Origin of the sequence: Pseudomonas sp. NPDC089395 (assembly GCF_044749525.1) — a bacterium.
GTDB lineage: Bacteria > Pseudomonadota > Gammaproteobacteria > Pseudomonadales > Pseudomonadaceae > Aquipseudomonas.
Map to the genome: position 1 here is coordinate 103,274 of NZ_JBIVID010000010.1, position 25,728 is coordinate 129,001.

At 63.8% G+C, this 25,728-nt stretch carries 21 protein-coding genes and 1 tRNA gene; 8 read left to right on the plus strand and 14 right to left on the minus strand.

Annotation, left to right across the window (positions count from 1 at the left end):
* The 8 genes from ACIPZG_RS20880 to ACIPZG_RS20915 form a co-directional block, all read right to left on the minus strand.
* Positions 1-1,431 carry a hypothetical protein gene (locus tag ACIPZG_RS20880; protein ID WP_400716529.1) on the minus strand — a complete coding sequence of 477 codons (1,431 nt, stop codon included), beginning with the start codon at positions 1,429-1,431 and terminating at the stop codon, positions 1-3.
* Positions 1,432-1,630: 199 nt separating this feature from the next.
* A complete protein-coding gene (locus ACIPZG_RS20885; RefSeq protein WP_400716531.1) occupies positions 1,631-2,356 on the minus strand; it encodes a TetR/AcrR family transcriptional regulator in 726 nt (241 codons plus the stop codon).
* 13 nt (positions 2,357-2,369) lie between these two features.
* Complete coding sequence (locus tag ACIPZG_RS20890) at positions 2,370-4,343, minus strand: alkyl/aryl-sulfatase (RefSeq protein WP_400716533.1); 1,974 nt, start codon at positions 4,341-4,343, stop codon at positions 2,370-2,372.
* A 17-nt stretch (positions 4,344-4,360) separates the two neighbouring features.
* A complete protein-coding gene (locus ACIPZG_RS20895; protein WP_400716535.1) occupies positions 4,361-5,506 on the minus strand; it encodes an acyl-CoA dehydrogenase family protein in 1,146 nt (381 codons plus the stop codon).
* A 38-nt stretch (positions 5,507-5,544) separates the two neighbouring features.
* Complete coding sequence (locus tag ACIPZG_RS20900) at positions 5,545-8,019, minus strand: RND family transporter (RefSeq protein WP_400716537.1); 2,475 nt, start codon at positions 8,017-8,019, stop codon at positions 5,545-5,547.
* Complete coding sequence (locus ACIPZG_RS20905; protein WP_400716539.1) at positions 8,019-9,104, minus strand: WD40/YVTN/BNR-like repeat-containing protein; 1,086 nt, start codon at positions 9,102-9,104, stop codon at positions 8,019-8,021. The genes ACIPZG_RS20900 and ACIPZG_RS20905 overlap by 1 nt, the downstream gene beginning before the upstream one ends.
* A gap of 102 nt (positions 9,105-9,206) precedes the next feature.
* The gene (locus tag ACIPZG_RS20910; protein WP_400716541.1) at positions 9,207-10,898 is read right to left on the minus strand and encodes a DUF1302 domain-containing protein; all 1,692 of its coding nucleotides are present in this window, start codon (positions 10,896-10,898) and stop codon (positions 9,207-9,209) included.
* A 173-nt stretch (positions 10,899-11,071) separates the two neighbouring features.
* Positions 11,072-11,818, minus strand: a complete 747-nt coding sequence (locus tag ACIPZG_RS20915) for an SDR family NAD(P)-dependent oxidoreductase (RefSeq protein ID WP_400716543.1) — start codon at positions 11,816-11,818, stop codon at positions 11,072-11,074.
* 333 nt (positions 11,819-12,151) lie between these two features.
* Here ACIPZG_RS20915 and ACIPZG_RS20920 point away from each other — a divergent pair, with 333 nt between their 5' ends.
* From ACIPZG_RS20920 to ACIPZG_RS20930, 3 genes are all read left to right on the plus strand, one after another.
* Entirely contained in the window at positions 12,152-14,749 is a 2,598-nt protein-coding gene (locus ACIPZG_RS20920; RefSeq protein ID WP_400716545.1) for a LuxR C-terminal-related transcriptional regulator, read from the plus strand.
* 87 nt (positions 14,750-14,836) lie between these two features.
* Positions 14,837-15,412: a DUF2889 domain-containing protein gene (locus ACIPZG_RS20925; protein WP_400716547.1), complete on the plus strand. Its 576-nt coding sequence runs from the start codon at positions 14,837-14,839 to the stop codon at positions 15,410-15,412.
* A gap of 36 nt (positions 15,413-15,448) precedes the next feature.
* Entirely contained in the window at positions 15,449-15,889 is a 441-nt protein-coding gene (locus ACIPZG_RS20930; RefSeq protein WP_008094017.1) for a thioesterase family protein, read from the plus strand.
* 45 nt (positions 15,890-15,934) lie between these two features.
* Here the strand turns inward: ACIPZG_RS20930 and ACIPZG_RS20935 are convergent, their stop codons facing one another.
* Both ACIPZG_RS20935 and ACIPZG_RS20940 read right to left on the minus strand, forming a co-directional pair.
* A complete protein-coding gene (locus tag ACIPZG_RS20935) occupies positions 15,935-16,891 on the minus strand; it encodes an electron transfer flavoprotein subunit alpha/FixB family protein (protein WP_400716549.1) in 957 nt (318 codons plus the stop codon).
* Complete coding sequence (locus ACIPZG_RS20940; protein WP_400716551.1) at positions 16,892-17,641, minus strand: electron transfer flavoprotein subunit beta/FixA family protein; 750 nt, start codon at positions 17,639-17,641, stop codon at positions 16,892-16,894. It lies immediately after the preceding gene.
* A gap of 286 nt (positions 17,642-17,927) precedes the next feature.
* Between ACIPZG_RS20940 and ACIPZG_RS20945 the strand changes: the two genes are divergently transcribed.
* The gene (locus tag ACIPZG_RS20945; protein ID WP_400716553.1) at positions 17,928-19,244 is read left to right on the plus strand and encodes an MFS transporter; all 1,317 of its coding nucleotides are present in this window, start codon (positions 17,928-17,930) and stop codon (positions 19,242-19,244) included.
* 149 nt (positions 19,245-19,393) lie between these two features.
* Here the strand turns inward: ACIPZG_RS20945 and ACIPZG_RS20950 are convergent.
* Positions 19,394-19,470: transfer RNA gene (locus tag ACIPZG_RS20950), tRNA-Val, on the minus strand.
* Between the two features lie 202 nt (positions 19,471-19,672).
* Between ACIPZG_RS20950 and ACIPZG_RS20955 the strand changes: the two genes are divergently transcribed.
* The gene (locus tag ACIPZG_RS20955) at positions 19,673-20,956 is read left to right on the plus strand and encodes an FAD-binding oxidoreductase (protein WP_008094009.1); all 1,284 of its coding nucleotides are present in this window, start codon (positions 19,673-19,675) and stop codon (positions 20,954-20,956) included.
* 118 nt (positions 20,957-21,074) lie between these two features.
* Here the strand turns inward: ACIPZG_RS20955 and ACIPZG_RS20960 are convergent, their stop codons facing one another.
* Positions 21,075-21,761, minus strand: a complete 687-nt coding sequence (locus ACIPZG_RS20960; RefSeq protein WP_400716555.1) for a peptidase C39 family protein — start codon at positions 21,759-21,761, stop codon at positions 21,075-21,077.
* Between the two features lie 211 nt (positions 21,762-21,972).
* On the opposite strand from ACIPZG_RS20960, the gene ACIPZG_RS20965 reads away from it, so the two are divergent.
* Entirely contained in the window at positions 21,973-22,140 is a 168-nt protein-coding gene (locus ACIPZG_RS20965; protein WP_400642520.1) for a hypothetical protein, read from the plus strand.
* Positions 22,141-22,272: 132 nt separating this feature from the next.
* Here the strand turns inward: ACIPZG_RS20965 and ACIPZG_RS20970 are convergent, their stop codons facing one another.
* Together ACIPZG_RS20970 and ACIPZG_RS20975 are read right to left on the minus strand one after the other, a co-directional pair.
* Positions 22,273-23,025, minus strand: coding sequence for a TerC family protein (locus ACIPZG_RS20970; protein ID WP_008094003.1), 753 nt, complete (start codon positions 23,023-23,025; stop codon positions 22,273-22,275).
* A gap of 26 nt (positions 23,026-23,051) precedes the next feature.
* Positions 23,052-23,291: a hypothetical protein gene (locus ACIPZG_RS20975; RefSeq protein ID WP_400716557.1), complete on the minus strand. Its 240-nt coding sequence runs from the start codon at positions 23,289-23,291 to the stop codon at positions 23,052-23,054.
* Positions 23,292-23,422: 131 nt separating this feature from the next.
* Between ACIPZG_RS20975 and nhaR the strand changes: the two genes are divergently transcribed.
* Both nhaR and sstT read left to right on the plus strand, forming a co-directional pair.
* The gene (gene nhaR, locus ACIPZG_RS20980) at positions 23,423-24,316 is read left to right on the plus strand and encodes a transcriptional activator NhaR (RefSeq protein WP_400716559.1); all 894 of its coding nucleotides are present in this window, start codon (positions 23,423-23,425) and stop codon (positions 24,314-24,316) included.
* A gap of 156 nt (positions 24,317-24,472) precedes the next feature.
* Positions 24,473-25,684, plus strand: coding sequence for a serine/threonine transporter SstT (sstT, locus tag ACIPZG_RS20985; RefSeq protein ID WP_400642517.1), 1,212 nt, complete (start codon positions 24,473-24,475; stop codon positions 25,682-25,684).
* Positions 25,685-25,728: the final 44 nt, after the last annotated feature.

Here is a 25,728-nt window from a genome sequence, read left to right on the forward strand (position 1 = left end):
TCAAAGCTCCAGGGTATTGAGGAAGTCCATCGCCTCGCGATGGGATTGTTCGGAGGCGGCGCAGGTGATCTTGTCGTCGCCTCCGTGCTTGTCGCTGTAGCGCTGGATCGGCTCCGCCACATAGCGACTCGGCCGGCCACAGGCGCAGGGCTTGTCCCATTCGACGGTGATTTCGTCGCCTGTGATGAAGCCGCCCCAGCGCAGGTCGGCGCCCAGGTCGAAGAACGCTGCCCGCCCTGTCTGGCGGCCACTGCGCGGCAACGGCTCACCGCTTTGCGGGTCGAGCACGAAGGGAATTGCGGTGTGCGCGAAGTGGTAGTGGCCGTGCTCGCAGAGCGCATGCGAACCGCTGGGCGTTTCCGACATGGCATAGGTTTCGAAGATCTTTCGCGCACCGGTGAAGCGCAGCACCTCCTCGCGCCAGCCCTCAGGCTGAACCACACCCTTGGCGCCACCTGTGGTGGCAATGAACGAATCGGGGTGGAACACCCCTTCCAGCCCCCGTTCCAGCCCTGCCTTGGCCATGTTGTGCAACAGGTTCCAGGTGCCGCCGATGTAGACCACCTTGCCCTTGAGGCGGGCGGTCATGTCGGCGAAGAAGTCCGCCAGGTAGCTGGGCATGTCGGCCTGCAACTGGTCGAAGTCTTTTTTCTTGGCCATCAGTTCGGGGCTGATCACCAGACGGTCCAAGGTGCCTTTGGCATGGGCCGCTCTCACTTTGGCGCCCAGGTGCAGCACATCGCTGGAGAGCGTGGCGGGATAGGCCGGGTGGAAATGGTCCAGGCTTGGCAGCACGGCCTTCATGATCGCCAGGTTGCCGCGCATGTGGCTGAGGTAGCCTTTGCGGTAGTAGGGGTACACCGAATGCATGTCCGGCACGGGTGATTGCGGGCCTTCCATGCGCCAGGCATACAGCCTTCGGACCTGCACCGCCTTTTCGAACTCGCGGTTGCTCAGCGGCAGGAACGACAACGTGCCAGAGGTCCCGGAGGTATGGCTGATGCACAGTTGCGGCACCGCCTCGTCCATGGTTTCGAACCACTCGTCCAGGCCCTGGCAGGCGCTGACATCGGCCGCCTCGATGGCTTGGGCAGTCTCGGCGGTGACCAGTTTGCACAGCCACCGGTTGATCGCCGCGAAGTTGTTCTTCTCCAGCAACGACGGCGGATAGGACTTGAACACCGTGTGTTCGAACAGCAGCGGCACCAGGTCTTCGATCCGCTCGATCTTCTCGACGCCTTCGGCATCGGCAAGCTTCTTGAGTACCGGGATACTGTCACGCATCTGGGCAAAACGCCGTTGGGCAGCGGCGAGCTGCAAGGCGTCGATGTCTTCGCGCGGCAATTGGTTCCAGTGCTGGCAGGAGTGCTCGACCAACGCCACGGGGTCGGTGAGCAGCAGCTCGACCTTGTCTTCGATTGTTCTTGTCATGTGCAGGGAAGCTCCTGGCTCTTACCCGTTTCGCCCATCGCGCGAAACACCGGTTGTCCGGGGCTGGACAACCTTCTTGGCAAGGCCAGTGTAGGGCTAGAAAGGGCAAAATCATTTCCGCATTCCAGCCCTTCATAACAGATCACAACTAGCTAATTTAAAAGCACTTTTTATTAATAAGCAGCCCTTTGCAAGCACATTAGTCCGGGTCTTTGGTGGTCAGCAGCGCATGCAGCATGCGCGCGAGCAAACGCACCGTGTCGCCATCGAGCAGGTAGTGCGGGCGGTCGATCACCAACGCCCGTGGCAAGGCGGTCACGGCCTGGTAAGCCAGGTAGCCGGCCTTCTCGCGGTCTGCGACCAGCACTTCGTCACTGAAGCGCTCCACCAGTGCCGGTATCACCATGGCCGTCCAGAACTGCTCCGGCTTGACGACCTCAAGGCGCACCAACTCGCCATAGAAGGCCGTCTTGATGCTCAGTTGCGAATCGAGCTGCAACCAGCGGTGCAAGGCCGCCAGCCCTGTCACCAGGACCATCTCGATGCCGTCGTAGAGCGTGGCCGAGGCGGGCAGCGCGCGGATGTTGGCAATCACCTCCAACCGGGCCGCTGCGCGATAGTCGTCGAAGATGGCGGCGACCAGAGCGTCGATAGTGGGGAAGTATTCGTAGATGGAACTGGTCGCCACCCCCGAGCGGTCGCTGAGGTGGTAGATCGTCAACGCCTCCCGCCCCTCCCGCTCGAGGATGTCGCGGCCGGCTTTCTTGAGCGCGTCGACCAATGCGACCGAGCGCGCCTGCCTGGGCTGCTTGCGCGGCCTGGCAGGCAACACCACGTGCAGGACATTGTCCCGCACGGCGTGCTCGAGCGAGGGCTTCGCTACCCTGCCCTCGTGGTGAAGCGGCACCTCGCTGCGATGGCCCATTACACGCGAGCCCTCACGGGGTGACGATATTGAAGTTCGGCACGAAGCTGCCGAGCATGCCGAGCAATGCCGTGAAGCGGGAGGCATCGCCCTGCAACTTGATGTCGCCTTGCTTGATCGCCGTGGCGAAGTCGAGTTCACGCAGGTTGATGCGGTCCAGTACCGCCTTGCTCATCTGCACCTGTACGTCTGGCTTGGCATGGCTGCTGTTCTCGCGGTAGGTGAGCACGCCGTTGCGCAGGGTCAGCGCAAAGCGCTGCTCAAGGTCATCGAAGTTCCAGTCCAGGGTCATGTCGTGCCCCTGGGCCTTGTCCGAATCCAGGCGCACGGCCAGCAGGTCGAGGAACATGGCGGGGGTGGCGGCGCGAACCAGATCGGCAACGGCCCTGTTCGACGGGGCGGGCGCACCGTTGCGCAATTCCATCGCGCCAACCAGGTACATGTTGCGCCAGGTTGCCGACTCGCTGCGGTAGCCCAATTGCTCCAGGGCATCGGCCTGGGCATGGCGGGCGGACTGGTTGTCGGGTTCGGCGAACACCAGGTGATTACCCAGTTGCACGGCCCAACGGTAATCACCCTGCTGCATCGCCGTTTGCATCAGCTGCAAGACCTTGTCCGCGCCACCCAGTGCCTGCACGTACTGCTTGCCCGCCTGCTCAGGGGTCAGCGGATCGAGGTTCGCCGGGTTGCCATCGTAGAAGCCCAGGTAGCGCTGGTAGACGGCGCGGGTGTTGAAGCTCAGGGTGCCGTAGTAGCCGCGGGTATACCACTTCTGGTCAAGGTCGCCGGGCAGGCGCTTGACCGCATCGGCAATCTCCGCAGGCGTCAGGCCCTGGTTCAGCAGGTGCAGGGTACGGTCGTTTATGTACGCATACATGTCGCGCTGGTCGGCCAGCAGCGTTCGGATGTCGTTCGCCCCCCAGGTGGGCCAGCTGTGCTGGACGAACATCACCTCGGACTTGTCGCCGTAGCGCACCAGGCTGTCGTCGAGAAAGCGCGACCAGGCCTTGGCGTCACGCACCTCTGCGCCGCGCGGGGTGAGGATGTTGTGCATCATCATCACGGCATTCTCCGCCATGCCCAGTGCCTTGAACTGGGGCAGGTAGAGGTTCATTTCCGAGGGTGCCTCGGTGCCTGGCGTCAGCTGGAACTCGACCTGCACCCCGGCGATGTCGTGGGTCTCCAGCGGCTTGGTGATCAGGTCGGTCGGGGCAATCAGGCTGATGGTGCCGCCCACCGGCACCCCTTTGCCCAAGCCCGCGTCCAGTTGCCCGCGCTCGCCGCGCGGCAGGGTGCTGCCGCCCTGGTAGGTGCCACGGCGCAGCATCGCCGTACCGGCCAGGACGTTCTCGCTGATCGCATGTTCCATGAAACCGTCCGGTGCGTAGATCCGCACCTTGCCGGCCTTCACATCGGCCTCGTCGACCACCCCGCGCACGCCACCGAAGTGGTCGAGGTGGCTGTGGGAGTAGATGACCGCTACCACCGGCTTGCGTGGACGGTGCTGGTAATACAGCGTCAACGCGGCCTTGGCCGTCTCGGTGGCGAACAACGGGTCGATGATGACCAGCCCGTCCTTGCCTTCGATGATCGTCATGTTCGCCAGGTCCAGGCCACGCACCTGGTAAAGCCCTTCTGCCACCTGGTACAGGCCCGCGTTGGCATTGAGCTGGGCCATTCGCCACAGGCTCGGGTTGACCGAGTCTGGCGCCTGGTCCTGCTTGAGGAAATCGTACTGGTGGGTGTTCCATACCACCGTGCCTTGCGCGTTGAGTACCTCGCCTTCGAAGGCCGCCACCAGGCCGCGGCGAGCAGCGTCGTACTCGCTGCGCTGCGCGAAGGGCAGTTGCTTGAGCACGGCCTGGTTGGCGTTGGCGGTATCAAGGCTGGCGGCCTTGGCCGCGTCAGCGGTTTCAGGCGCCTTGGCCATGGCCTGGGTCGTGACCAGTGAGAGCGCGGCAAGCAGGACAACAACAGAGGTTTGCATCGGAAGTTCCTTCAGTGTCAGAGGCTGCGGGCGATGATCAGCTTCTGGATGTGGCTGGTCCCTTCGTAGATCTTGGTCACGCGAACATCGCGGCAGTAACGCTCCACCGGGAAGTCATTGAGGTAGCCATAACCGCCATGAATCTGCAACGCACCGGAGCACACGTTCTCGGCCATCTCGCTGGCGAACAGCTTGGCCATGGAGGCTTCCTTGGCGCAGGGAACACCGGCCTCACATAGGCGCGCGGCATGCAGCATGAACTGCTGGGCGACTTCCACCTGCGCGGCCATGTCGGCCAGGTCGAACGCCACGCCTTGCAGGTTGATGATCGGCGCACCGTAGGCCTCGCGCGCCTTGGCGTAGCCCACCGCTGCTTCCAGTGCGGCGCGGGCGGTGCCGGTGGCGACCGCGGCGATCGCCACCCGCCCCTCGGACAGCGAGCCCATCACGTTGCGATAGCCTGCCCCCGCTTCGCCCAGCAACTGGTCGACCGGCACACGGCATTGCTCCAGCTGAATCTGCGCCACATGCGCCGAGCACTGGCCCATCTTGTGCTCCACCCGGGCGACCACGTACCCGGGGTCCACGGTCGGATCGACCATCAACAGGCTGCAGCCCTTCTTGCCCGCCGCTTTGTCGGTCACCGCCAGCACCAGGCCCAGGCCGGCTTCACTGCCATTGGAAATGAACTGTTTGCTGCCATTGATGACGTAGTGATCGCCCTCACGCCGGGCGTGGGTACGAAATGCCGCCGTGTCCGAGCCGGCATGAGGCTCGGAAAGCAGGAAGGCACCGATGCGCTTGCCGCTGGCAAGGTCAGGCAGGTACTTGCGCTTCTGCGCCTCGGTCCCCAGGCGCGCGACGGTCATACCCACCGAATTGTGCACATGGATCAAGGTGGCGAAGCCTGCGTCGGCGGCCGCGAATGCCTCGATGGCCAGGCAATAGTCGATGAAACTGGCTCCCGCACCGCCGTATTCCTCGGGAATCAACATGCCCAGAAAGCCCAGGGCAGCCACGGACTCAAGCTCAGCACGCGGCCAGGTACCCCTTCGGTCACGCTCGGCCGCTGTGGGCGCAACGACTTCGGCGGCAACCTTGCGCGCCGAATCGCGGATCAGGACTTGCTGCTCATTGAGGAACACTGCATGGGTATCGCTCATCACGCTTTCCTTATCTATCAGGTACACACGGGCCGGCCTCATACGCAATGCGCGGTCGGGCTCTTGGGCTCTAGGGAGGTGGAGGGTTGCGCCGCCGTCACGGTGGCCGGCACAGGGCTGCCGGCTGCACCGACATCGCGCAGCAAAAAGTGCGACAGCGCCGGGATCAGCACCAGGGCACCGAGCATGTTCCAGAGGAACATGAAGGTCAGGAGGATGCCCATGTCAGCCTGGAACTTGATCGGCGAGAACGCCCAGGTGATCACCCCGGCGGCCAGGGTCACCCCCACCAGCGCCACCACCTTGCCGGTAAAGCGCAAGGCATGGCGGTAGGCATCGCCCAGGGCGTCGCCCGCGCGCTGGCGGGCGAGCTGGATGCTCAGCAGGTACAGCGCATAATCGACGCCGATACCCACTCCCAGGGCGATCACCGGCAAGGTGGCGACCTTGACCCCGATGCCCAGTACCACCATCAGCGCCTCGCACAGCACCGAGGTGATCACCAGCGGCACCACGGCCACGACCACCGCGCGCCAGCTGCGGAAGGTGATGAAGCACAGCACGATGACGGCCGCGTAGACATACAGGAGCATGGTGAAGTTGGCCTTTTTCACCACGATGTTGGTGGCCGCCTCGATCCCGGCGCTGCCGGCGGCCAACAGGAACTGACGGTCCGGGGTACTGTGGGCGCTGGCAAAGTCCTGTGCCGCCTTCACCACCCGCTCCAGGGTTTCGGCCTTGTGGTCGGTCAGGTAGGCGACCACCGGCATCACCGAGCACTCGGTGTTGAACAGCTCCGGATTGCTGGTGCTGGCGGTACGCGCGGCATAGTTCAAGACGTCCTGGTTCGGCGGAATCGACATCCATTTCGGACTGCCTTCGTAGGAGCCTGCCGTGATCTTGCGTACGGCGTCAGCCAGGGACACCGTGGTCTGCACCCCCGGCACCTGCTTCAGGGCCCAGCCCAGGCGATCGGCCTCGACCAGGGTCTGGTACTCCAGGCAACCTTCGGGCTTGGTCTTGACGATGACCGCAAACTGATCGTTGGACAGCGAGTACTGGCGGGTGATGTAGGCGTTGTCCAGGTTGTAGCGCGAATTCGGTCGCAGTTCGGAGGCGCCGGCATCCAGATCACCGATCTTCAGGTGCGTGCTGACGCTGAAGCCGACCACCGTGAGCAGCGCCGACCCCACCAGCAGCAGCGTGGCCCAGCGGCGCTCGGTGAACCGCTCCAGCACGCGCCAGACCCCACCGGCCTTGCGTTGCTCGGCGCGCAAGCTGCGTTCGGCTGCGCGGTGGCTGACACCGGTATAGGACAACATCACCGGCAACAGGATCAGGTTGGTGATGACCAGCAGTGCCACGCCAATGGAAGCTGTGACAGCCAGGTCCTGAATCACCGGGATATCGATCAGCATCAGCACGCCAAAACCCACCACGTCGGCCACCAGTGCGGTGACCCCGGCCAGGAACAGACGGCGGAAGGTGTACCGGGCCGCGACCAGACGGTGGGTGCCACGGGCAACGTCCTGCAGGATGCCGTTCATCTTCTGCGCGCCATGGGACACGCCGATGGCGAACACCAGGAAGGGCACCAGGATCGAGTACGGGTCCAGTGCATAACCCAGACGCGCGATCAGGCCCAGTTGCCAGAGCACGGCGATGCAGGAGCACGCGAGCACCAGCACGGTGCTGCGCACGCATCGGGTCCAGGCGTAGATGATCAGCGCGGCAATCGCAGCGGCGACGCTGAAGTAGAGGATCATCAGGCTCAGGCCGTCGAGCAGGTCGCCCACCACCTTGGAGAAGCCGACGATGCGGATTTCAAGGTCTGCGCTGCCCTGCGACCCGGCGTATTGCGCACGCAGGCTTTCCAGGTGCTTGGACAGTGCCCAGTAATCCAGCGGCGCCCCGGTGCTGCTGTCCTTGTCCAGCAGCGGCACGAAAATCATGCTGGAACGGTAGTCGTTGCCCACCAGGCTGCCGAGCAGCTGAGCACGGCCGATGTTGCGGCGCAGCTGGTCGATGCTTTCCTGGGAGCCGGTGTAGTGGTCGGGCATCACTGGCCCACCGGTGAAGCCCTCCTCGGTGACCTCGTTCCAGCGTACCACCGGCATCCACAGCGACTTGACGTTGGCACGGTCCACACCGGGCGTCAGGAACAGTTCATCGTTGATCTGCTTGAGGGCTTGCAGGTAGGCCGGGTCGAAGATGTCCCCCGAACGGTTCTCCACCACCACGCGCACCGCGTTGCCCAGGCCTTTGAGCTCGTCACGGTTGTCCAGGAAGTTGCGGATGTAAGGCTGGTTGTGGGCAATGGTCTTCTCGAAGGCGGCATTGAGCGTCAGCCGGGTGGCGTCCCAGCCCAGCAGCAGCGTAATCAGGCCACAGAGCAGGACCACCAGCAGCCGGTTGTTGAAGATCAGCCGCTCCAGGAGGCTGCCTGACTTCGGGTCGAACGCGTTCACGTCACTGATGACCCGCAGTTTTTCACTGAAGTTGTTGGCACCCATTACGGCTCTCCCAGGTTCTTGGTCCATTGCAGGTCTTGCACGCGCACGCCGCCCAGGCCGGCCAGGGCTACCGCCCCGCCCGAGGTGGGCGCTACCGCAAAGTTGGGTGCCAGGCGATCGACCTTGACGCGGTGAAAGCTCGCCCCACGGTCGGTGGAGCGCAGCACCTGGCCGGCCTGGCTGACCAGAACGAGGCTGCCGTCGTCGGTGACGGTCCCACCGGTGATACCTGCTTCGATACCGGTGTCGACCTTGCTCCAGCGGGTGCCGCCGTCGAGGCTGCGCCAGACGTTGCCCCGCAGGCCGTAAACCAGCACCAGACCCGCGTCCCCCAACACGCCGAACAGCGTGCCCTCGTAGGGCAGCGCCCGGCGCTCGAAGCGCTGGCTGACGCGGTCCAGCGCCAGCACCAGGCCCTGCTCACCGACCATGAACAACGTGCCCCGCGCAGGGCGCAGGCTATAGAGGTGCATGGACCTGGGGTTGTCGACGCGATCGAGCCACGGTAGCCAACTCTTGCCGCCGTCCTCGGTACGCAGGATGAGGTTGAACGCACCGATGACGAAGCCGTTGCGCTCGTCCTCGAACCAGACATCGAGCAGGGGTTTGTCGGCGCCTTGGGCTGCGAACAATTCAGCATCCTGCTTCAGCCGCTGGGCCTGGGGATCGTCAGGATTGGCGGGGTTGCCGTAGTGACGCATCAGCAGTGCGGCGATCTGCCTGCCATCGAGCTGCTTGCTCCAGGTCTGGCCACCATCGCGGCTGTGCAGCACCACCCCCTCATGCCCGACGGCCCAACCCTGGTTGGCACTGGGGAAGGACAACGCGGTGAGGTCCGAGCTGGACGGCACCTGGGCCTGGGACCAGGCCTTGCCGTCGTCGGAATACAGCACGTGCCCGCGCTGGCCGGCAGCGAGCAGTCGCGTTCCAGCCCGCGCCAGGGCAGTGAGCGGTGCATCGAGTGCCAGCGCACTGGGCATCGCCGGAGTATCCATGGGTGCAATGAAGCCTTCCTGTGCCAACGCCTGCCCCGCCAGTAGCGCGAGTAGCAACGCCAGTGGCGGCCGAACGATTTTTCTGAACACCTTGCTTTCCTCGCATCCGTAGCGCCGTGGCGCACATTGATAGCGGGAACCCCGGCGAACCGGGGTTCCCCTTCACAGACCGGTAACGGCGGTGGTCACCGCTCAGAGCGTGGTCTTGAAGGTGAAATACACGGCACCGCGATCCTCCAGCAGCGCCTGGCTGCCGCTAGGGGTCAGGGCTGCGCCGTTGGCGGAGGTCGAGTAGTCGCCGAAGTAGTCGACGTACTTGAGGTCGAAGCGATAGCGGCTGTAGAGGTCCAGCGCGATGCCGACCGCGTAGCTGCCCGCGTCCTTGTTGCCACCGGAGGACACCGCGGAGTTACCCGACAGGCCCTGCGAGTAGCTCAGCGGCATCGACAGGTCGCCCCCCGCGAAGACCTGGTACCAGACCGGCGTGAAGTTGACGGCCATGCCATAGGCATCGCGGGAGACTTCGTCGATATTGCTTGGGACAGCCTTGTAGGCAGACGACCCCTTGAACAGGTTGAGCGGGTCGGAATTGACCGACACCCAGCGGCTCCAGGTGAGTTCGGCGGACCAGCTGGCGCTGTCGAACAACGCGGTGGGGCTGACCGTGCCGATGGCGTTCAGCACGCCATGCAGGGTGTCGCCGCGGGCACCGAGCACATCGCCATCGTCCGGCAACTCTGCCGCCGTCCTTACCCGCGCAGCGGAGCTGACCAGCGGCATGTTGTGGCGATAGTTGAGGTCTGCACCCACGCTGATGCCGGCGATCTGCTTCGACAGGCTGATGCCGTACATGTCGATGTCATCGGCATAGTTGAGGAAGTACTGCGGGCGTGCATTGGCCAGCAGGATGACCTGCGGCAAGGTGTCGGAGAACTGGCGCACATAGAAGCCCAGGGTTCCATCCAGCCACTCCGGGCTCCAGCGCGCCATGACGCCCCAGTCGCCAGACTCCTTCGGCTCGATATCATCGCCATGGATGGCGCGCAGTGTCGGGCTGAGGATGAAGGATTCACCGCCCTGCTGGTAGATGTCAGCGAGCCCGAGGTAGGTCCCGGCTTCCGGCAAGCGCGAGGGACGCCATTCGAAGAAGTACTGGGCGGCGAAAGACAGCTCCGGGGTGGCCTGCAACTGCAGGGACAGCTGGTTGCGCGGCAGGTACAGCTCCTTGGCCTCGATCCCTGGCAGGGCCAGCGCCTTGCCCTGGTCCAGCGGTGCCTGGCCGTAGGCGATACCGTGGATGGCGCCGGCGCCCAACAGGGACTCGCCCCAGTTCACCGTGTGCCGGCCCAGACGCGCCTTGAGGGGCATGTCGCCAAGGTCGTATTCGCCAAAGACGAAAGCGTCCATCCATTCCCCGGATGGCCCCTGGTAATAGCGATCGGCGTAGCGACTCAGGCCCAGCGCCGGCGTACCGGAGGATGACAAATGGTTGGACGTGGCGACGCTGTCGTTGTCCAGGCCGCCGGCATACGCCGCGTCATACCACAATGCGGCGCTGGCACGGGCACCGTACTTGCCTTTGTAGATGATGTCGGACTCGGTGAGGATGTCGACACGGTTGTTGACCAGGCGGTGCTTGTCGAAGTTGCGGTCGCCATCGTCGTTGTTCGGGTTGGCGAGGATCGCCGCATCCTGGCCTTCGGTCCGCATGCCGAGGTTGTAGCGCAAGGTGTTGTCCCAGCGCAGCTGGATGTCGCTGTTGCCGGTGTCGATCTCGACGGCATTGGCGCCGCCGCAGGCGATCGCGCACAAGCTGAAGGCTGTAGCGCGCAGTGCATGGGTGTTGGCTGGACGACAGTGACTCAATTTATTCTTGTTATTCATCTGGGTGTCTCTCCACCTCGGTTGAACCAGAACCAGGTGCCGACCTCCACCTGGTTCGCAGCACCTCAATCAGTGATCAAGTGACCAAAGGGTGCCAGCAGGCCCCGTGTGTTCTCCCCCCCCTTCTTGAAGGGGGAGCCCCCCCTACCCCTTTGCGGGATATCGGCCCTCGATCAACGCATGCCGCACTGGATGTCCAGGGTCAGGGCATTGAGATAAGGGTTTTCCACCACGTGACGGACCAGCGCGGCGAATTCCTGCGGCTGCCCCATGCGCCGGGGAAACAGCAGGCTGTTGACGATGCTTTCGGACACTTTGGCCGGCATGCCTGCCGACATGCCCGACTCGAACAGCCCCGGGGCCAGACTGAGCACCCGGATGCCGTGCTCGGCCAGATCGCGTGCGATGGGCAGCGTCATGCCGATGACCCCGGCCTTGCTGGCGCTGTAGGCGGCCTGTCCCATCTGCCCTTCCCGCGCGGCGCCAGAGGCGGTGTTGACGATGACGCCCCGCTCCCCGGACTCTTCCGGTTCGTTGGCGGTCATCGCCAGGGCGGCGTGACGGATCACGTTGAAGGTACCGGTGAGGTTGACGGCCAATACGCGGTGCCACAGGTCGGAGGGGAACAACTGTCCTTTGGAGAGGGTTTTGCTCGGCCCGAGGATCCCCGCGCAATTGACCGCCACGTGGAGTGCACCGAAGCGCTCCATCACCTGGTCGATGCCGGCTTTCACGCTGGCCTCATTGGCGACGTCGACGGCGATGCCCAGGATCTCGCCGCCCAGGGCCGAGTCGAGGCGCGCCTGGTCCAGGTCCAACCCCACCACCCGCGCCCCCGCGTCGCTCAGTGCCCGGCACGTGGCAAGCCCAAGCCCCGACGCCGCGCCGGTAACGACGACGACTTTGCCTTTCAGATTCATGAGGGTTCCCCGTTTAGCGTCCATTGAAAATGTTCGGGGATCTTAGGAAACAAGACCGGTCGTCCGTCCCTCCCTTTGCGGGGGGAGGCGACCGGCAGCGGATGGATGCGGCTCGCCGACAGGCGGAGAAACAGGCACGAACGTACCTGCTTGACGGGGGTGGGCAAGATTAGCTAGCGTCGCCGGCGACCTGAGCCGTCGTTCGAAATGGCTACCGCGGATAATAAATTGACAATAAATAGCGCTAGACACTTGGTTTCCACCAAGTTTTCGCCCCCCCGCATCGGCACCAAGCATGTACCCCGCAATAATCTGCTGGTACAGCTCGGCCGCATGCATCACTGCCGGCTGGCGCTGATCACCGGCGCCGCAGGCTATGGCAAGACCACCCTGCTGGCCCAGTGGCGTCATGCGCGGCTGAAGGCAGGTGCGGAAGTCGCCTGGGTTTCCCTGACGCCGGACGAAAAAGGCTACGCCGCCTTCTGCGCGGCGCTGCTGGAAGGCCTGCGGCGCCTGAACATCGAAGTGGGCATCAGCCTGTTGCGCGACGACAGCAACGCCAGTGCCATGGACGCTACCGTGGCGGCCATCGTCGATGGCGCCGCGATGCAGGCAAAGGAACTCTATCTGATCCTCGATGATTACCATCAGGTCGAGGCACCGCTGGCCCACAGGCTGATCCAGAAACTGCTCGATCATTGCCCCGGCAACCTGCACCTGGTGCTCGCCTCGCGGGTCAACCCGCCGCTGAGCCTGTCACGGCTCAGGGTCATGGACCAGGTGACCGAGATCGAGAGCGTGGAGCTGCCCTTCGACCTCGCCGAAACGCGCACCTTCATCGAAGAGAACCTGGGCACCCACAAGGTCAACCCTGACGAGCTGAGCCTGATCCAGGACCTGACCAACGGCTGGCCATCGTGCCTGCAGCTGATCGTCATCATGCTCAAGAACCGCCCCGAAACCCGCACCATTCTCCACGACCTGGTCTGGCGCTCCAGTGACCTGCAGACCTACCTGAGCGAAGAGGTGGTGGCGCACCTGCCAGCGGAGCTTGTGACGTTCACCGAAGCGCTTTCGGTCTTTCGCCGCTTCAACGCCTCGATGGCCAAGGCCGTGACCGGCAACGCCGACGCGGCCGAGCTGGTCAAGCGCATGGAGGACGAGAACCTGCTGGTCTACCCGGTGGACGCCGATGACCGGCTGGCCTGGTACCGCTTCCATCCGTTGTTCAGCGAATTCCTCGCCAACCGTCTGGCACGCCAGGGCAGCGAAAAGGTCCGCGAGCTGCATCGCAAAGGCGCCCGTTGGTTCGCCAACCACAACTGCCTGACCGAAGCCGTGCGTCACGCCAGCCTCGGTGAAGATCTCGAATTTGCCACCCAGGTGATCGAACGTTCCGCGCCAACCACCTGGAACCTGGATTACCTCGCACCGACCCTGCGCCTGCTCGAACGGTTGCCCGAAGAGGTGCTGTTCCGTCATCACCGCCTGTTGTTCCTGGCCTGCCTGACGGTGTCCCTCACTTCGCGCCCGGCGCGGGCCAGAGCCTGGTTGAGCGAGCTGGAAGCCGTCGACCTCAAGGCGTACCCGGAACTGGCCAATGGTCTGCCGCTTATCCGCGGCGCCATCGCCGTGCAGGACGATGACACCGAGCGCGCGGTGCAACTGCTGGAGCCGGTGCGTGACGCGCCGATGGAAAACCCCTTCCTGCGCTATGTGCTGCTGGCCGCGCTGACCGTCGCGTACTCCATGGCGGGGCGCTACGCCGATGCCCGGCGCCTGTTCGACACTCACCCTATCCCACCGCAAGACCGCAGCAACGACATGGCCCTGGTGGCAGAGTCCGCCCAGGTAACCGCCTACATGCTGGCCGGGGATGTTCGCGAAGCCGAGCGACTGGGCTGTGAACTGCTTGAGCGCTCGACCCGCGAGGGTGGCCATCGCTCGATTTGCGCCAACCTGTGCGCGGGTATCCTCACCGACGCGTTCTATGAGCAAGACCGTATCGACGACGCGCGGGAGATGATCGCCAATCGTTTCGGCCTGCTGCATTCATCGGTCCCGGATGTCATCACCCGCACCAATCTCATCCGTTGCCGGCTCGACCTGCTGCAGAAAGGCCCTGACGCTGCATTGGCCTTCATTCAGCAACAGATCGCACATCTACGTTGCCTGGGGCAAATCCGCCCGGTGGCCCACCTGCTGGGCGAGCAGATCAGGGTCCTGTTGATCAAGGGCAACCGTAGCCGCACCGCCGAACTACTGTCTGCGCTGGAGGAACTGGTACAGACCCATCGCCGCGAGCACGGTGCCCGTGCAGAGTTGCCGGCCATTGCGGCACTGGCGCGCGCGCGGGTGCTGCGCCATGAAGACCCCGAGCGAGCCCTGGAAGCGCTGCAGGCCGTACGCAGCTTCGCCGAACGTTTCGACCGGGGCCGCCTCGGCATACTCGCCGGTCTGTTGAGCGCCGACCTTCTGGAGGCACTCAAGCGCCATGATGAAGCCCTGCAGCTGCTCACCCGCACCCTCGACACCGCACGGGAGTTCGGCCTGGTGCGAACCCTGCTGGACGAAGGTAGCCTGACCCTGGCGCTGCTCTCGCGCCTGGCCCAGCAGCCCACCTTGGAAGCGCCCCTGCGCGAGTACGTGGAGATGGTGCTCGGCAAGCTCACCGACCCCTGCTCGCCCACGGCCGTTTCACCCCGGCCGCGCCGCACGGCAACGCCCGACCGGCAGCCGGTGCTGACCCCGCGTGAGTTGGAAATCCTCAGCCTGGTCGCCCAGGCCATGTCGAGCAAACGCATTGCCCATACCCTGGACATTACCCTGGAAACGGTGAAGTGGAACCTGCGCAACATCTTCGCCAAGCTCGGCGTTTCCAGCCGCTATGACGCCATGGTCTGGGCCCGCAACCACAAACTGATCGACTGAACCCGTTACCCTCCCGAAGTGGGGGGCGGCTTCAGGCCGCCCCCACTCTAAGCTGCGAGTCCTGATTCTTTGCACGGGACATCCGCCATGAGCCAGCCTCGCACGCTACTCCATACCCGCCATGTCACCTGTACAGCCTACCTTCGCGATGACGGCATGCTCGAGGTGGAGGGTGAAATGCGCGATATCACCCCCGAGGACACTGACCTGCTGTTTCGCGCCGCCCACGCCGGCGACGACATCCATCACATGCAGATCACCCTGACCCTCGACCGCGACCTGGTCATCCAGCATGTCCAGGCACGCACCCTCGCCGGCCCCACGCCGTACTGCCAGGAAATCGCATCGGCCTACCAGGCGTTGGAGCAACTGCGCATCGGGCCAGGGTTCCTGCCCAAGGTAAAGGCCAAGGTAGGCGGCATCCACGGCTGCACCCACCTGACGGAAATGTTCGGCCCCATGGCCACCACGGCCTATCAGGCGAACTTCGCCCTGGCGCGCAAGTACAACCCGCTGCGCGCACGCCTGGCCAGTGGTCGGCCGCTGCCACGGTCCCCACTGGTCGACACTTGCCACACCTACCGACTCGATGGGGAGGCCATCAAGGTCCTCTGGCCGGAGGACCGTCGCGAACCAGCGTGCGCAGACATCGAGCAAAAGTGATACGCACCATCCCCACCAGACAGGAGGCCTGAACCCATGGGCAGAGCTTTACCGAGCGAGCGCAGCGCGTACCGTTACTTTCGCGACATCACCACCCGCTGGATGGATAACGATGTCTACGCGCACGTCAACAACGTCGTCTACTACAGCTGGTTCGACACCGTCGTGAATGGCTGGCTGCTGGAAAACGAACTGCTGGACTTCGTCCAGAGCCCGACGATCGGCCTGGTAGTGGAAACCCGCTGCAGCTACTTCTCGTCCATTGCCTTCCCGGACCTGGTGCGTGCCGGCCTGCGGGTGACACACCTGGGCACCTCCAGCGTGACCTACGAAGTCGGCCTGTTCGCCAACGACCGCCAGGAGGCGTCTGCGCAGGGCCACTTCGTGCACGTCTATGTGGACCGCTCGACACGCCGCCCCTTGTCGCTGCCAGCCCATTTGCGCCAGGCGCTGGAGACACTTCTGGTCACGCCATGACGGCCGGAGCCTGCCTGGCGCGGTACCGCGCCAGGACAGGTCCGCTTACATCTGGCTCGCCAGTTCCGGCACGGCTTCGAACAGATCAGCCACCAGGCCGTAGTCGGCCACCTGGAAGATCGGCGCCTCCTCGTCCTTGTTGATCGCGACGATCACCTTGGAGTCCTTCATCCCGGCCAGGTGCTGGATCGCGCCGGAGATCCCGACGGCGATGTACAGCTGCGGCGCAACGATCTTGCCGGTCTGGCCGACCTGCATGTCGTTGGGCACGAAGCCTGCGTCGACGGCGGCGCGGGAAGCCCCGACAGCGGCATCGAGCTTGTCGGCCAGGCTGTAAAGGTGCTTGAAGTTGTCACCGTTGCCCATGCCACGGCCGCCGGAGACGACGATCCTGGCAGCGGTCAGTTCAGGGCGATCGGACTTGGCCAGCGCCTCGCCGATAAAGCGCGACTTGCCCGCGTCGAATACCGAACCGATCGCTTCGACCACCGCCGTACCGCCTTCGGCGGCCACGGCATCAAAACCGGTGGCACGCACGGTGATGACCTTGACCGCAGCGCTGGACTGCACCGTAGCGATGGCGTTGCCGGCATAGATCGGGCGCGTGAAGGTGTCGGCCGACTCGACGGAGATGATCTCGGAGATCTGGTCGACGTCCAATAGCGCGGCAACGCGCGGCAGGATGTTCTTGCCATTGCTGGTAGCCGGGGCCAGCACATGGCTGTAGCCCTTTTCCCCGCTCTGGGAAACCAGGGCAGTTACCAGTGGCGCGACATTCTCTGGCAGGGCGTGGGCGTAGGCTGCGTTGTCTGCGACCAGCACCTTGGCCACACCAGCGATCCTGGTGGCGGACTCGGCGATGCCTGCGACGTTCTGGCCGGCGACCAGCAGGTGAATATCACCGCCGATCTTGGCGGCCGCGGCGACAGTGTTCAGGGTGGCCGGGGCGATGGCACCGACTTCAGGACCTTGTAGAAGGTCAGCGACAACCAGGACAGTCATTCAGATCACCTTTGCTTCGTTCTTCAGTTTCTCGACCAGTTCGGCCACCGACTTGACCTTGATACCCGCGCTGCGTGCAGCTGGCGCTTGGACTTTCAGGGTCTTGTTGGTGGAAGCGAGCGATACCCCCAGCGCCTCTGCCGTCACAGTCTCCAGCGGCTTCTTCTTGGCCTTCATGATGTTCGGTAGCGACGCGTAGCGCGGCTCGTTCAGGCGCAGGTCGGTGGTGACGATCGCCGGCAGGTTCAGCGCGACGGTCTGCAGGCCGCCATCGATTTCACGTGTGACGTTCAGCGTGCCGCCAGCGACTTCGACCCTGGAGGCGAAGGTGCCTTGGGCGAAGCCGGTCAGCGCGGCCAGCATCTGGCCGGTCTGGTTGTTGTCACTGTCGATGGCCTGCTTGCCGAGAATGACCAGCTGCGGCTGCTCTTTATCGACCACGGCCTTGAGCGCCTTGGCCACGGCCAGGGCGTTCAGCTCATCGGCGGCTTCGACCAGGATGGCGCGATCAGCCCCCAGGGCCAGCGCGGTACGCAGCTGCTCCTGGACGCCGGCTGGGCCGACGCTCACTACCACCACCTCAGTGGCAATGCCTTGCTCCTTCAGCCGTACGGCCTCCTCAACGGCAATTTCGCAGAAAGGGTTGAGGGCCATTTTCACATTGGCAAGGTCGACGCCGGAGTTATCGGCCTTTACGCGCACCTTGACGTTGAAATCGACCACGCGTTTTACCGCTGTCATTACTTTCATCCACTCCTCCTGTTGCCGTGCCGGCAATTGCAGTTGATTGCAGCTGGCAAGGTAGACACGCCGATACCTGACCCTCGCCTCTACTAACGGGAGGGGTTGGCGCCGCCGCCCCGGGATGCCACCCCATGCACCTTCCTCGTCCCCTCCGTTTGGGGAGGGGACGCCCACCGTTTCGACCTGCAGCATCAATCCGCCCAGGCAAGGTGCGGACGGGCAAGTGCCTCGCGCTTGTGCCCGATAGACCGCGGCTGGCCCTTAAAACAACAAGCACAATCAGGAGCCCGGCATGACCCAGACAGCGTCCCCGAACGACAACCGGATGTACCTCAAGATCAGTTGGCGCATCATGCCGCTGCTGCTGGCGGCCTACGTCGTGGCCTTTCTCGACCGGATCAACGTGGGCTATGCCCAGTTGCAGATGAAACAGACCCTAGAGTTCAGCGACGCCGTTTATGCATTGGGCGCGGGAATCTTCTTCATCGGCTATCTGCTGTTCGAGATCCCCAGCAACCTCATGCTGGAAAGGATCGGGGTGCGTCGGACACTGCTGCGCATCATGGTCTGCTGGGGGACGGTGGCCATGCTGATGATGCTCGTGCAGTCACCCACCCAGTTCTACGTGCTGCGCTTTCTGCTGGGGGCGTTCGAAGCCGGCTTCATGCCGGGTGTGCTGCTTTACCTCACCTACTGGTACCCGCCCGCCAGGCGTGCCCGGATGATCGCCATCTTCATGCTCGGTGCCATTGCTGCGAGCATGATTGCAGGCCCTTTGTCGGGTGGGATCATGAAGTTCTTCGATGGGCTCAATGACTGGCATGGCTGGCAGTGGCTGTTTCTGGTGCAGGGCTTGCCCGCACCGCTTCTGGGCCTGCTTGCCTGGTTCTGCCTGGTGGATCGCCCCGAGCACGCCGCCTGGCTCAGCGAGCAGGAAAAAGCGCGACTGCGGGGTTTGTTCGATGCCGAACGCCAGTCTGCCACCAAGGCCGATCACGGCTCGCTGCTCGACCTGTTGCGCGACCCCAAGGTCTGGATGCTCTCCCTGGCCTATCTGCTGATGGTGGCGGGCACTTACGCCATCGTCTTCTGGACACCGACCTTGATCAGGAGCTGGGGCGTCTCGGACCTGTTTCACATTGGCCTTTACGCATCGCTGCCGCAGCTTTGCGCAATGCTGGGCATCGTCCTGATCTGCCGCAGCTCCGACCGCAACCGCGAACGGCGCTGGCACTTCACCGCTGGCGCATTGACGGCGGCCAGTGGCCTGGCCGTGCTGATCCTGGCACAAGGGCAACTGGGCCTTTCGCTGGCAGGCCTGTGCCTGACGGTGTTGGGAATCGCCGCGGTGCCACCGATCTTCTTCACAATGGTGTCCGAATACCTGCCCAAGGCCTCCCTGGCGGTCGGTATCGCGCTGGTGAGCAGCATCGGCAATATCGGCGGAGCTGTCAGCCCTTCGCTCACCAGCGCCCTCAACACCGCCAGCGGGGATACTGACCACAGCATGTACCTGGTGATGGGCCTGTACCTGCTCGCAGCGGTGATCATCCTGATGGTCATCCGCCCCCAGGCTGCCACACTCCAGCGCCCGGTCACCGAGAGTTAGTCGCTGACCGTGAGAAATCGCCGCGCCTCTCACGCGACCGTACGTCGACGTGAGCAGGTGGGCGGTTTGAAGGAGGGGAAAATTGAAAACAAAAAAGGGCGACCCTTGCGGCTCGCCCTTCTCGTGCCCGGAGAACCGGGGCTTTTGTTTGGTAGGCACAATTGGACTCGAACCAACGACCCCCACCATGTCAAGGTGGTGCTCTAACCAACTGAGCTATGTGCCTGTCGTGTGGTGCGCATTCTACGGATTCTCAAACCGCTGTCAACACTTTTTTTCGCGCTAACTCACTGAATCTTAAACTCTTTATAAGGAAGCCATGGCAAGCACCCAGTAAAGGATTTTTAACGGGACGACTAGCGGGTGTTTATTATTATTGATAGCATCGGTACATTCGTTAAAAATATAAAACACGAGGTTTCTCGAGCATGTCCAATACCCCCTACCCCCAGTCCTACTACGCCGCCTCGGCTAACCCGGTGCCGCCACGTCCGGCGCTGCAGGGTGAGGTGGAAACCGATGTGTGCATCATCGGTGCCGGCTACACCGGCCTTTCCAGCGCGCTGTTCCTGCTGGAGAACGGCTTCAAGGTGAGCATCGTCGAAGCCGCCAAGGTCGGTTTTGGCGCGTCGGGCCGCAACGGTGGCCAGATCGTCAACAGCTACAGCCGTGACATCGACGTCATCGAACGCACCGTTGGCCCCAAAGAGGCACAACTGCTGGGCCACATGGCCTTCGAAGGCGGCCGCATCATCCGTGAGCGGGTGGCCAAGTACAACATCCAGTGCGACCTGAAGGACGGTGGCGTATTCGCCGCGCTGACCAGCAAGCAGATGGGCCACCTGGAATCGCAAAAACGCCTGTGGGAACGCTTCGGCCACACCCAGTTGGAACTGATGGACCAGAAGCGCATCCGCGAAGTGGTCGCCTGCGACAGCTACATCGGCGGCATGCTGGACATGAGCGGCGGCCACATCCACCCACTGAACCTGGCCCTGGGCGAAGCCGCCGCGGTCGAGTCGCTGGGCGGCATCATCTATGAGCAGACCCCGGCCGTACGCATCGAGCGTGGCGCCAACCCCGTCGTGCACACCCCGCAGGGCAAGGTACGCGCCAAGTTCGTCATCGTCGCCGGCAACGCCTACTTGGGCAACCTGGTGCCAGAACTGGCCGCCAAGTCGATGCCATGCGGCACCCAGGTGATCACCACCGAGCCGCTGGGCGAAGAACTGGCCCGCACCCTGCTGCCGCAGGACTACTGTGTCGAAGACTGCAACTACCTGCTCGACTACTACCGCCTGACCAGCGACAAGCGCCTGATCTTCGGCGGTGGCGTGGTCTACGGTGCCCGCGACCCGGCCAACATCGAAGCGATCATTCGCCCGAAGATGCTCAAGGCCTTCCCGCAGCTGAAGAACGTCAAGATCGACTACGCCTGGACCGGCAACTTCCTGCTGACCCTGTCGCGCCTGCCGCAAGTAGGCCGTATCGGCGACAACATCTACTACTCGCAGGGTTGCTCGGGTCACGGCGTGACCTACACCCACCTGGCGGGCAAGGTGCTGGCCGAGGCGCTGCGTGGCCAGGCCGAGCGTTTCGACGCCTTCGCCGGTCTGCCGCACTACCCGTTCCCGGGTGGCCAGATGCTGCGTGTTCCGTTCAGCGCCCTGGGTGCCTGGTACTACAGCCTGCGCGACCGTCTGGGCTTCTGATCCAGGCCATGGCCTGATCGCCGGCAAGCCGGCTCCCCCAGTTACCCCGCCACTCTCAAGGGCTGCGGGGCACCTTGTGGGAGCCGGCTTGCCGGCGATAGGGCCATCAATACCCCCGCTACTTACCCAGGCTGCTCACCGCCTGCTTCGCCGCAATCTCCTGCCCTGCCCGAGCCAGTTCGTCGGCAGCCTGCAGCCAGCGCTGGCGGTCCACCTGCGCCGGCAATTGCCGCGGCGGTTGCACCAGCACGGCCCAACTCCCCTCCTTCTCCCAAGCCGAGGCAAAGTCATCGAAGGCCATCAACTGCCGCCGATGCATGCCTGAGCGCAGCAGGACCCGCTGCTTGTAGCTGTCATAGCCGATCAGCAGCGCATAGCGCGGCTCGCTCCACAACGCCGTACCGTCCTGGTAGCGCAGCAGCACCGGGTTGCCCGCCGCCACCTGGATCAGCAAGGCATCCAGCCGTTGATCGAGTGGGTAGACCACCATGCCGTACTCCCGCGCGACGCGAGGAATACCGGTAGCCAGTGACTCGGCACCCTGGGGCAGGTTCAATGGCTTGTCCAGCAGCCCCGGAGTGATCGGCGCCCCCTGCTGCGAGAGCAATGCTGCCAACGCCATGGCACCGCTGTGGTTGGCATTGCCGCGGTAGAACGGCACGCTGCTGATCTCGACCCGCTGCGGCAGGCCCTTGAGTGCGGCCGGTGGGGTACTGGCACAACCGGCCAGGCTACCGGCCACCAGACAGGCCAACAGCAGTCGACGTGGGCCGCTGAGCCAGGGTTTGAAGGAATGGTGCTCCATGAACGCTCGCTTGTTCTTGGGCCAGGCAGGCAGCCCAGCTCTGGTTACGGATCATAGGGCGCCGCGCTGCGCCGGTATAGCCCGCAGCGGGCTAGTAGCGAATCGGACCAAGCAGCAGACGTTCGGTCAATGGAACGTCCAGGCCGGCAAGCTAGACTAAGGCTGTGTCTGGAGGGCGAGCCGTGGGCTGGCCCGAGAGAAGGAGGTACACATGAGCCTGACAATGGCAATCCTCATGCTGGTGGGTATGTGGCTGAGCGTCGCAGCCGCCATGCTGTGGGGTGTAATGCGTATCGTTCGGCGTCATTCGCAGCACCACCTGCCACCGCAGGCCCCGACCAAGCCACAGGCAGCACGGCGGCATGCCGGGGTGCATTGAGCTTCGAATTCTTTAAAGCCCTTCGCCGGCAAGCCGGCTCCCACAGGTACTCCACTGATTTCAAATGCAGTGGGGTGCCTGTGGGAGCCGGCTTGCCGGCGAAAGGGGCGCAGCGCGCCCCCGAGTCCGGTATCAGCCTTCGGCCGCCTCACGCTTGAGCCGTGCCCGGCGTGCCAGGATGTTGAGCATTTCGATCACCGTCGAGAACGCCATCGCCGCATACACATAGCCCTTCGGCACATGGGCACCGAAACCTTCGGCAATCAGCGTCATGCCGATCATGATCAGGAAGCCCAGGGCCAGCATGACCACCGTCGGGTTGTCGTTGATGAAGTTGGCCAGTGGGTCGGCGGCCACCATCATCACGATAACGGCGGTGATCACGGCGATGATCATGATCGGCAGGTGCTCGGTCATGCCCACGGCGGTGATGATGCTGTCGACCGAGAACACGATGTCCAGCAGCAGGATCTGGAAGATCGCCGCAGCAAAGCCCAGGGTGACCGTGGACGACACCTTGGCCTCCTCCTTGGCCCCGTGCGGGTCGACGTTTTCGTGAATTTCCTTGGTCGCCTTCCACAGCAGGAACAGACCACCGGCGATCAGGATCACGTCCTTCCAGGAGAAGGCGTTACCGAACACTTCGAACACCGGGTCGGTCAACTGCACGATCCAGGCTACCGTGCTGAGCAGTGCCAGGCGCATCACCAGGGCCATGCTGATACCGATACGCCGCGCCTTGGAGCGGTACTCCACGGGCAGCTTGTTGGTCAGGATCGAGATGAAGATCAGGTTATCGATACCCAGTACCACTTCCATGGCCACCAGCGTGGCGAGGGCGACCCAGGCGGTAGGGCTTGCGGCGAGTTCCAGCAAATATTCCATGTTTCAATCCTGCAAACGGTTCTGGATCAGATGTCCTGGGTCTTTTCTTGCGGGTCGGCGTCCTTGGGCTTCTGCCCTTCGCTGCCGATGGCGTCGCTCAGTGCTTCCTGGGCCGCCTTGTTGGTGTCATCGATGGCCTGCTTGGCCGACTTGGCCGCCTGGTCAAGCATCTGCTGGGCAGATTTCTCAGCCTGGTCGCAGCCAGCCACGCTCACCAGTGCCAAGGCTAGCACCAGCGGTGTACCGATGGATTTGAGTTGCAACATGAAGTCCTCGCTTGTCGATATCCCTGCGGCGCGCACCGCGCCTGATGGGGTCGCATTCTAAAGTCCGCGATACATCAGGAAAATTCGTTTTTTCAGCGTGTATACTTCGGTTTTTACGAATCGGGAATCACATGCTCAATTACCGTCAGCTCCACTACTTCTGGGCTGTAGCTAAAACCGGGAGCATTGCCCGTGCCAGCGAGCAGTTGAATTTGACACCGCAGACCATCAGCGGCCAGATCAGCCTGCTGGAACAAACCTATGGCCTTGAGCTGTTCCAGCGAGTGGGCCGGCAGCTGGAGTTGACCGAAACCGGTCGCCAGGCCTTGGTCTATGCCGAGCAGATGTTCCAGTTGGGTGGCGAACTGGAAGCCATGCTGCGGGCCGGCCCGCAGGAGCAGATCCTGTTTCGCGTCGGGGTGGCCGACGTGGTGCCCAAGTCGATCGTCTACCGCCTGCTGGCGCCGACCATGGAGCTGGACGAGGTGCTGCGTATCAACTGCCGCGAGGACAAGCTCGAGCGCTTGCTGGCGGACCTTGCGATCCAGCGCCTGGACCTGGTGATTTCCGACAGTCCGATGCCCAGCCACCTGGATATCAAAGGCTACAGCCAGAAGCTCGGCGAATGCGGCCTGAGCTTTTTCGCCACCCCGGCATTGGCGCAGCGCCATGCCGGCACCTTCCCCGCCTGCTTGCAGGATGCACCGTTACTGATTCCTGGCCAGGAGACCGTGGTACGCAGCCGCCTGCTGCGCTGGCTGGGCGAGCAGCACGTGCAACCACGGATCATTGGCGAGTTCGACGACAGCGCCCTGATGCAGGCGTTCGGGCAGTCCGGCAGCGGGATTTTCGTGGCGCCCAGCGTGATTGCCGAGGAAGTGTGCCGGCAATATGGGGTCGAACTGGTCGGGCAGACGGACGCGGTGCTGGAGTCGTTCTATGCTATTTCGGTGGAGCGCAAGGTGAAGCATCCTGGGATCCTGGCGATTACCGAAGGGGCGCGGCGGGAGTTGTTTCATTGGTGAAATCGGTGGGCCCTATCGCCGGCAAGCCGGCTCCCACTGGTACCCCACTGAGCTCAAAGTCAGGGGTGATCGTGTGGGAGCCGGCTCGCCGGCGATAGGGCCCGAACTGACTGTGGTAAAGTCGCGCCCTTTAAAGATACCGAGACAGTGCTGCACATGACCCCCGTCTTCCGCCTCCTCAACCGCACCAGCCTGGTGACCCAGATCGTCATCGGCCTGGTCGCCGGCATCGCCCTGGCCTTGCTGGCACCGGCCATCGCCCGCGACCTGGGCTTCCTTGGCAAGGTATTCGTCAGCGCCCTCAAGGCGGTCGCGCCGGTGCTGGTGTTCATCCTGGTCATGGCCTCGATCGCCAACCACCGTCACGGGCAGGAAACCCATATTCGGCCGATCCTCTGGCTCTACCTGCTGGGCACCTTCTCGGCCGCCGTGGTGGCCGTAGTCGCCAGCATGCTGTTCCCCTCGCAACTGGTCCTTAGCACCGGCGAGGCTTCGCTGAGCGCACCCGGCGGCATCATGGAAGTGATGCAGAACCTGCTGCTGAGCGCCGTGGACAACCCGATCAATGCCCTGCTCAAGGCCAACTTCATCGGCATCCTGACCTGGGCCATCGGCCTGGGCGTGGCCCTGCGCCATGCAGGCGAGACCACCCGTACCGTGGTCGAGGACCTGTCCAACGGCGTGACCCTGATCGTGCGCGTGGTGATCCGCTTCGCGCCCCTGGGTATCTTCGGCCTGGTCAGCTCCACCCTCGCCCAGTCGGGCCTGAGCGCCCTGCTCGGCTACCTGCACCTGCTGGCGGTACTGATCGGCTGCATGCTGTTCGTGGCGCTGGTGATGAACCCGCTGATCGTGTTCTGGAAGATTCGCCGCAACCCCTACCCGCTGACCTTGCTGTGCCTGCGCGAGAGCGGCATCACGGCATTCTTCACCCGCAGCTCGGCTGCCAACATCCCGGTCAACCTGGCGCTGTCGGCGCGCCTGGGCCTGCACGAAGACACCTACTCGGTGTCGATTCCGCTGGGTGCGACCATCAACATGGCCGGCGCGGCGATCACCATCACCGTGCTGACCCTGGCGGCGGTGCACACGCTGGGTATTGCGGTCGACCTGCCGACCGCCGTGTTGCTCAGCCTGGTCGCGGCGATCTGCGCCTGCGGCGCCTCGGGCGTGGCCGGCGGTTCGCTGTTGTTGATTCCATTGGCGTGCAGCCTGTTCGGTATTCCCAGCGAGATTGCCATGCAGGTGGTGGCGGTGGGCTTCATCATCGGCGTGCTGCAGGATTCGGCGGAAACGGCGCTGAATTCCTCGACCGATGTGCTGTTCACTGCGGCGGCTTGCCTGGCTGAAGAGCGGCGTGGGGCGTGAGGTAGCTGGGGCCGCTTTGCGGCCCTTTCGCTGGCAAGCCGGCG

Coding starts and splice junctions, on each gene's coding strand:
- ACIPZG_RS20880 (WP_400716529.1), bottom strand. CDS start 1,431: ATGACAAGAACAATCGAAGACAAGGTCGAGCTGCTGCTCACCGACCCC.
- ACIPZG_RS20885 (WP_400716531.1), bottom strand. CDS start 2,356: ATGGGCCATCGCAGCGAGGTGCCGCTTCACCACGAGGGCAGGGTAGCG.
- ACIPZG_RS20890 (WP_400716533.1), bottom strand. CDS start 4,343: ATGCAAACCTCTGTTGTTGTCCTGCTTGCCGCGCTCTCACTGGTCACG.
- ACIPZG_RS20895 (WP_400716535.1), bottom strand. CDS start 5,506: ATGAGCGATACCCATGCAGTGTTCCTCAATGAGCAGCAAGTCCTGATC.
- ACIPZG_RS20900 (WP_400716537.1), bottom strand. CDS start 8,019: ATGGGTGCCAACAACTTCAGTGAAAAACTGCGGGTCATCAGTGACGTG.
- ACIPZG_RS20910 (WP_400716541.1), bottom strand. CDS start 10,898: ATGAATAACAAGAATAAATTGAGTCACTGTCGTCCAGCCAACACCCAT.
- ACIPZG_RS20915 (WP_400716543.1), bottom strand. CDS start 11,818: ATGAATCTGAAAGGCAAAGTCGTCGTCGTTACCGGCGCGGCGTCGGGG.
- ACIPZG_RS20920 (WP_400716545.1), top strand. CDS start 12,152: ATGCATCACTGCCGGCTGGCGCTGATCACCGGCGCCGCAGGCTATGGC.
- ACIPZG_RS20925 (WP_400716547.1), top strand. CDS start 14,837: ATGAGCCAGCCTCGCACGCTACTCCATACCCGCCATGTCACCTGTACA.
- ACIPZG_RS20930 (WP_008094017.1), top strand. CDS start 15,449: ATGGGCAGAGCTTTACCGAGCGAGCGCAGCGCGTACCGTTACTTTCGC.
- ACIPZG_RS20935 (WP_400716549.1), bottom strand. CDS start 16,891: ATGACTGTCCTGGTTGTCGCTGACCTTCTACAAGGTCCTGAAGTCGGT.
- ACIPZG_RS20940 (WP_400716551.1), bottom strand. CDS start 17,641: ATGAAAGTAATGACAGCGGTAAAACGCGTGGTCGATTTCAACGTCAAG.
- ACIPZG_RS20945 (WP_400716553.1), top strand. CDS start 17,928: ATGACCCAGACAGCGTCCCCGAACGACAACCGGATGTACCTCAAGATC.
- ACIPZG_RS20955 (WP_008094009.1), top strand. CDS start 19,673: ATGTCCAATACCCCCTACCCCCAGTCCTACTACGCCGCCTCGGCTAAC.
- ACIPZG_RS20960 (WP_400716555.1), bottom strand. CDS start 21,761: ATGGAGCACCATTCCTTCAAACCCTGGCTCAGCGGCCCACGTCGACTG.
- ACIPZG_RS20965 (WP_400642520.1), top strand. CDS start 21,973: ATGAGCCTGACAATGGCAATCCTCATGCTGGTGGGTATGTGGCTGAGC.
- ACIPZG_RS20970 (WP_008094003.1), bottom strand. CDS start 23,025: ATGGAATATTTGCTGGAACTCGCCGCAAGCCCTACCGCCTGGGTCGCC.
- ACIPZG_RS20975 (WP_400716557.1), bottom strand. CDS start 23,291: ATGTTGCAACTCAAATCCATCGGTACACCGCTGGTGCTAGCCTTGGCA.
- nhaR (WP_400716559.1), top strand. CDS start 23,423: ATGCTCAATTACCGTCAGCTCCACTACTTCTGGGCTGTAGCTAAAACC.
- sstT (WP_400642517.1), top strand. CDS start 24,473: ATGACCCCCGTCTTCCGCCTCCTCAACCGCACCAGCCTGGTGACCCAG.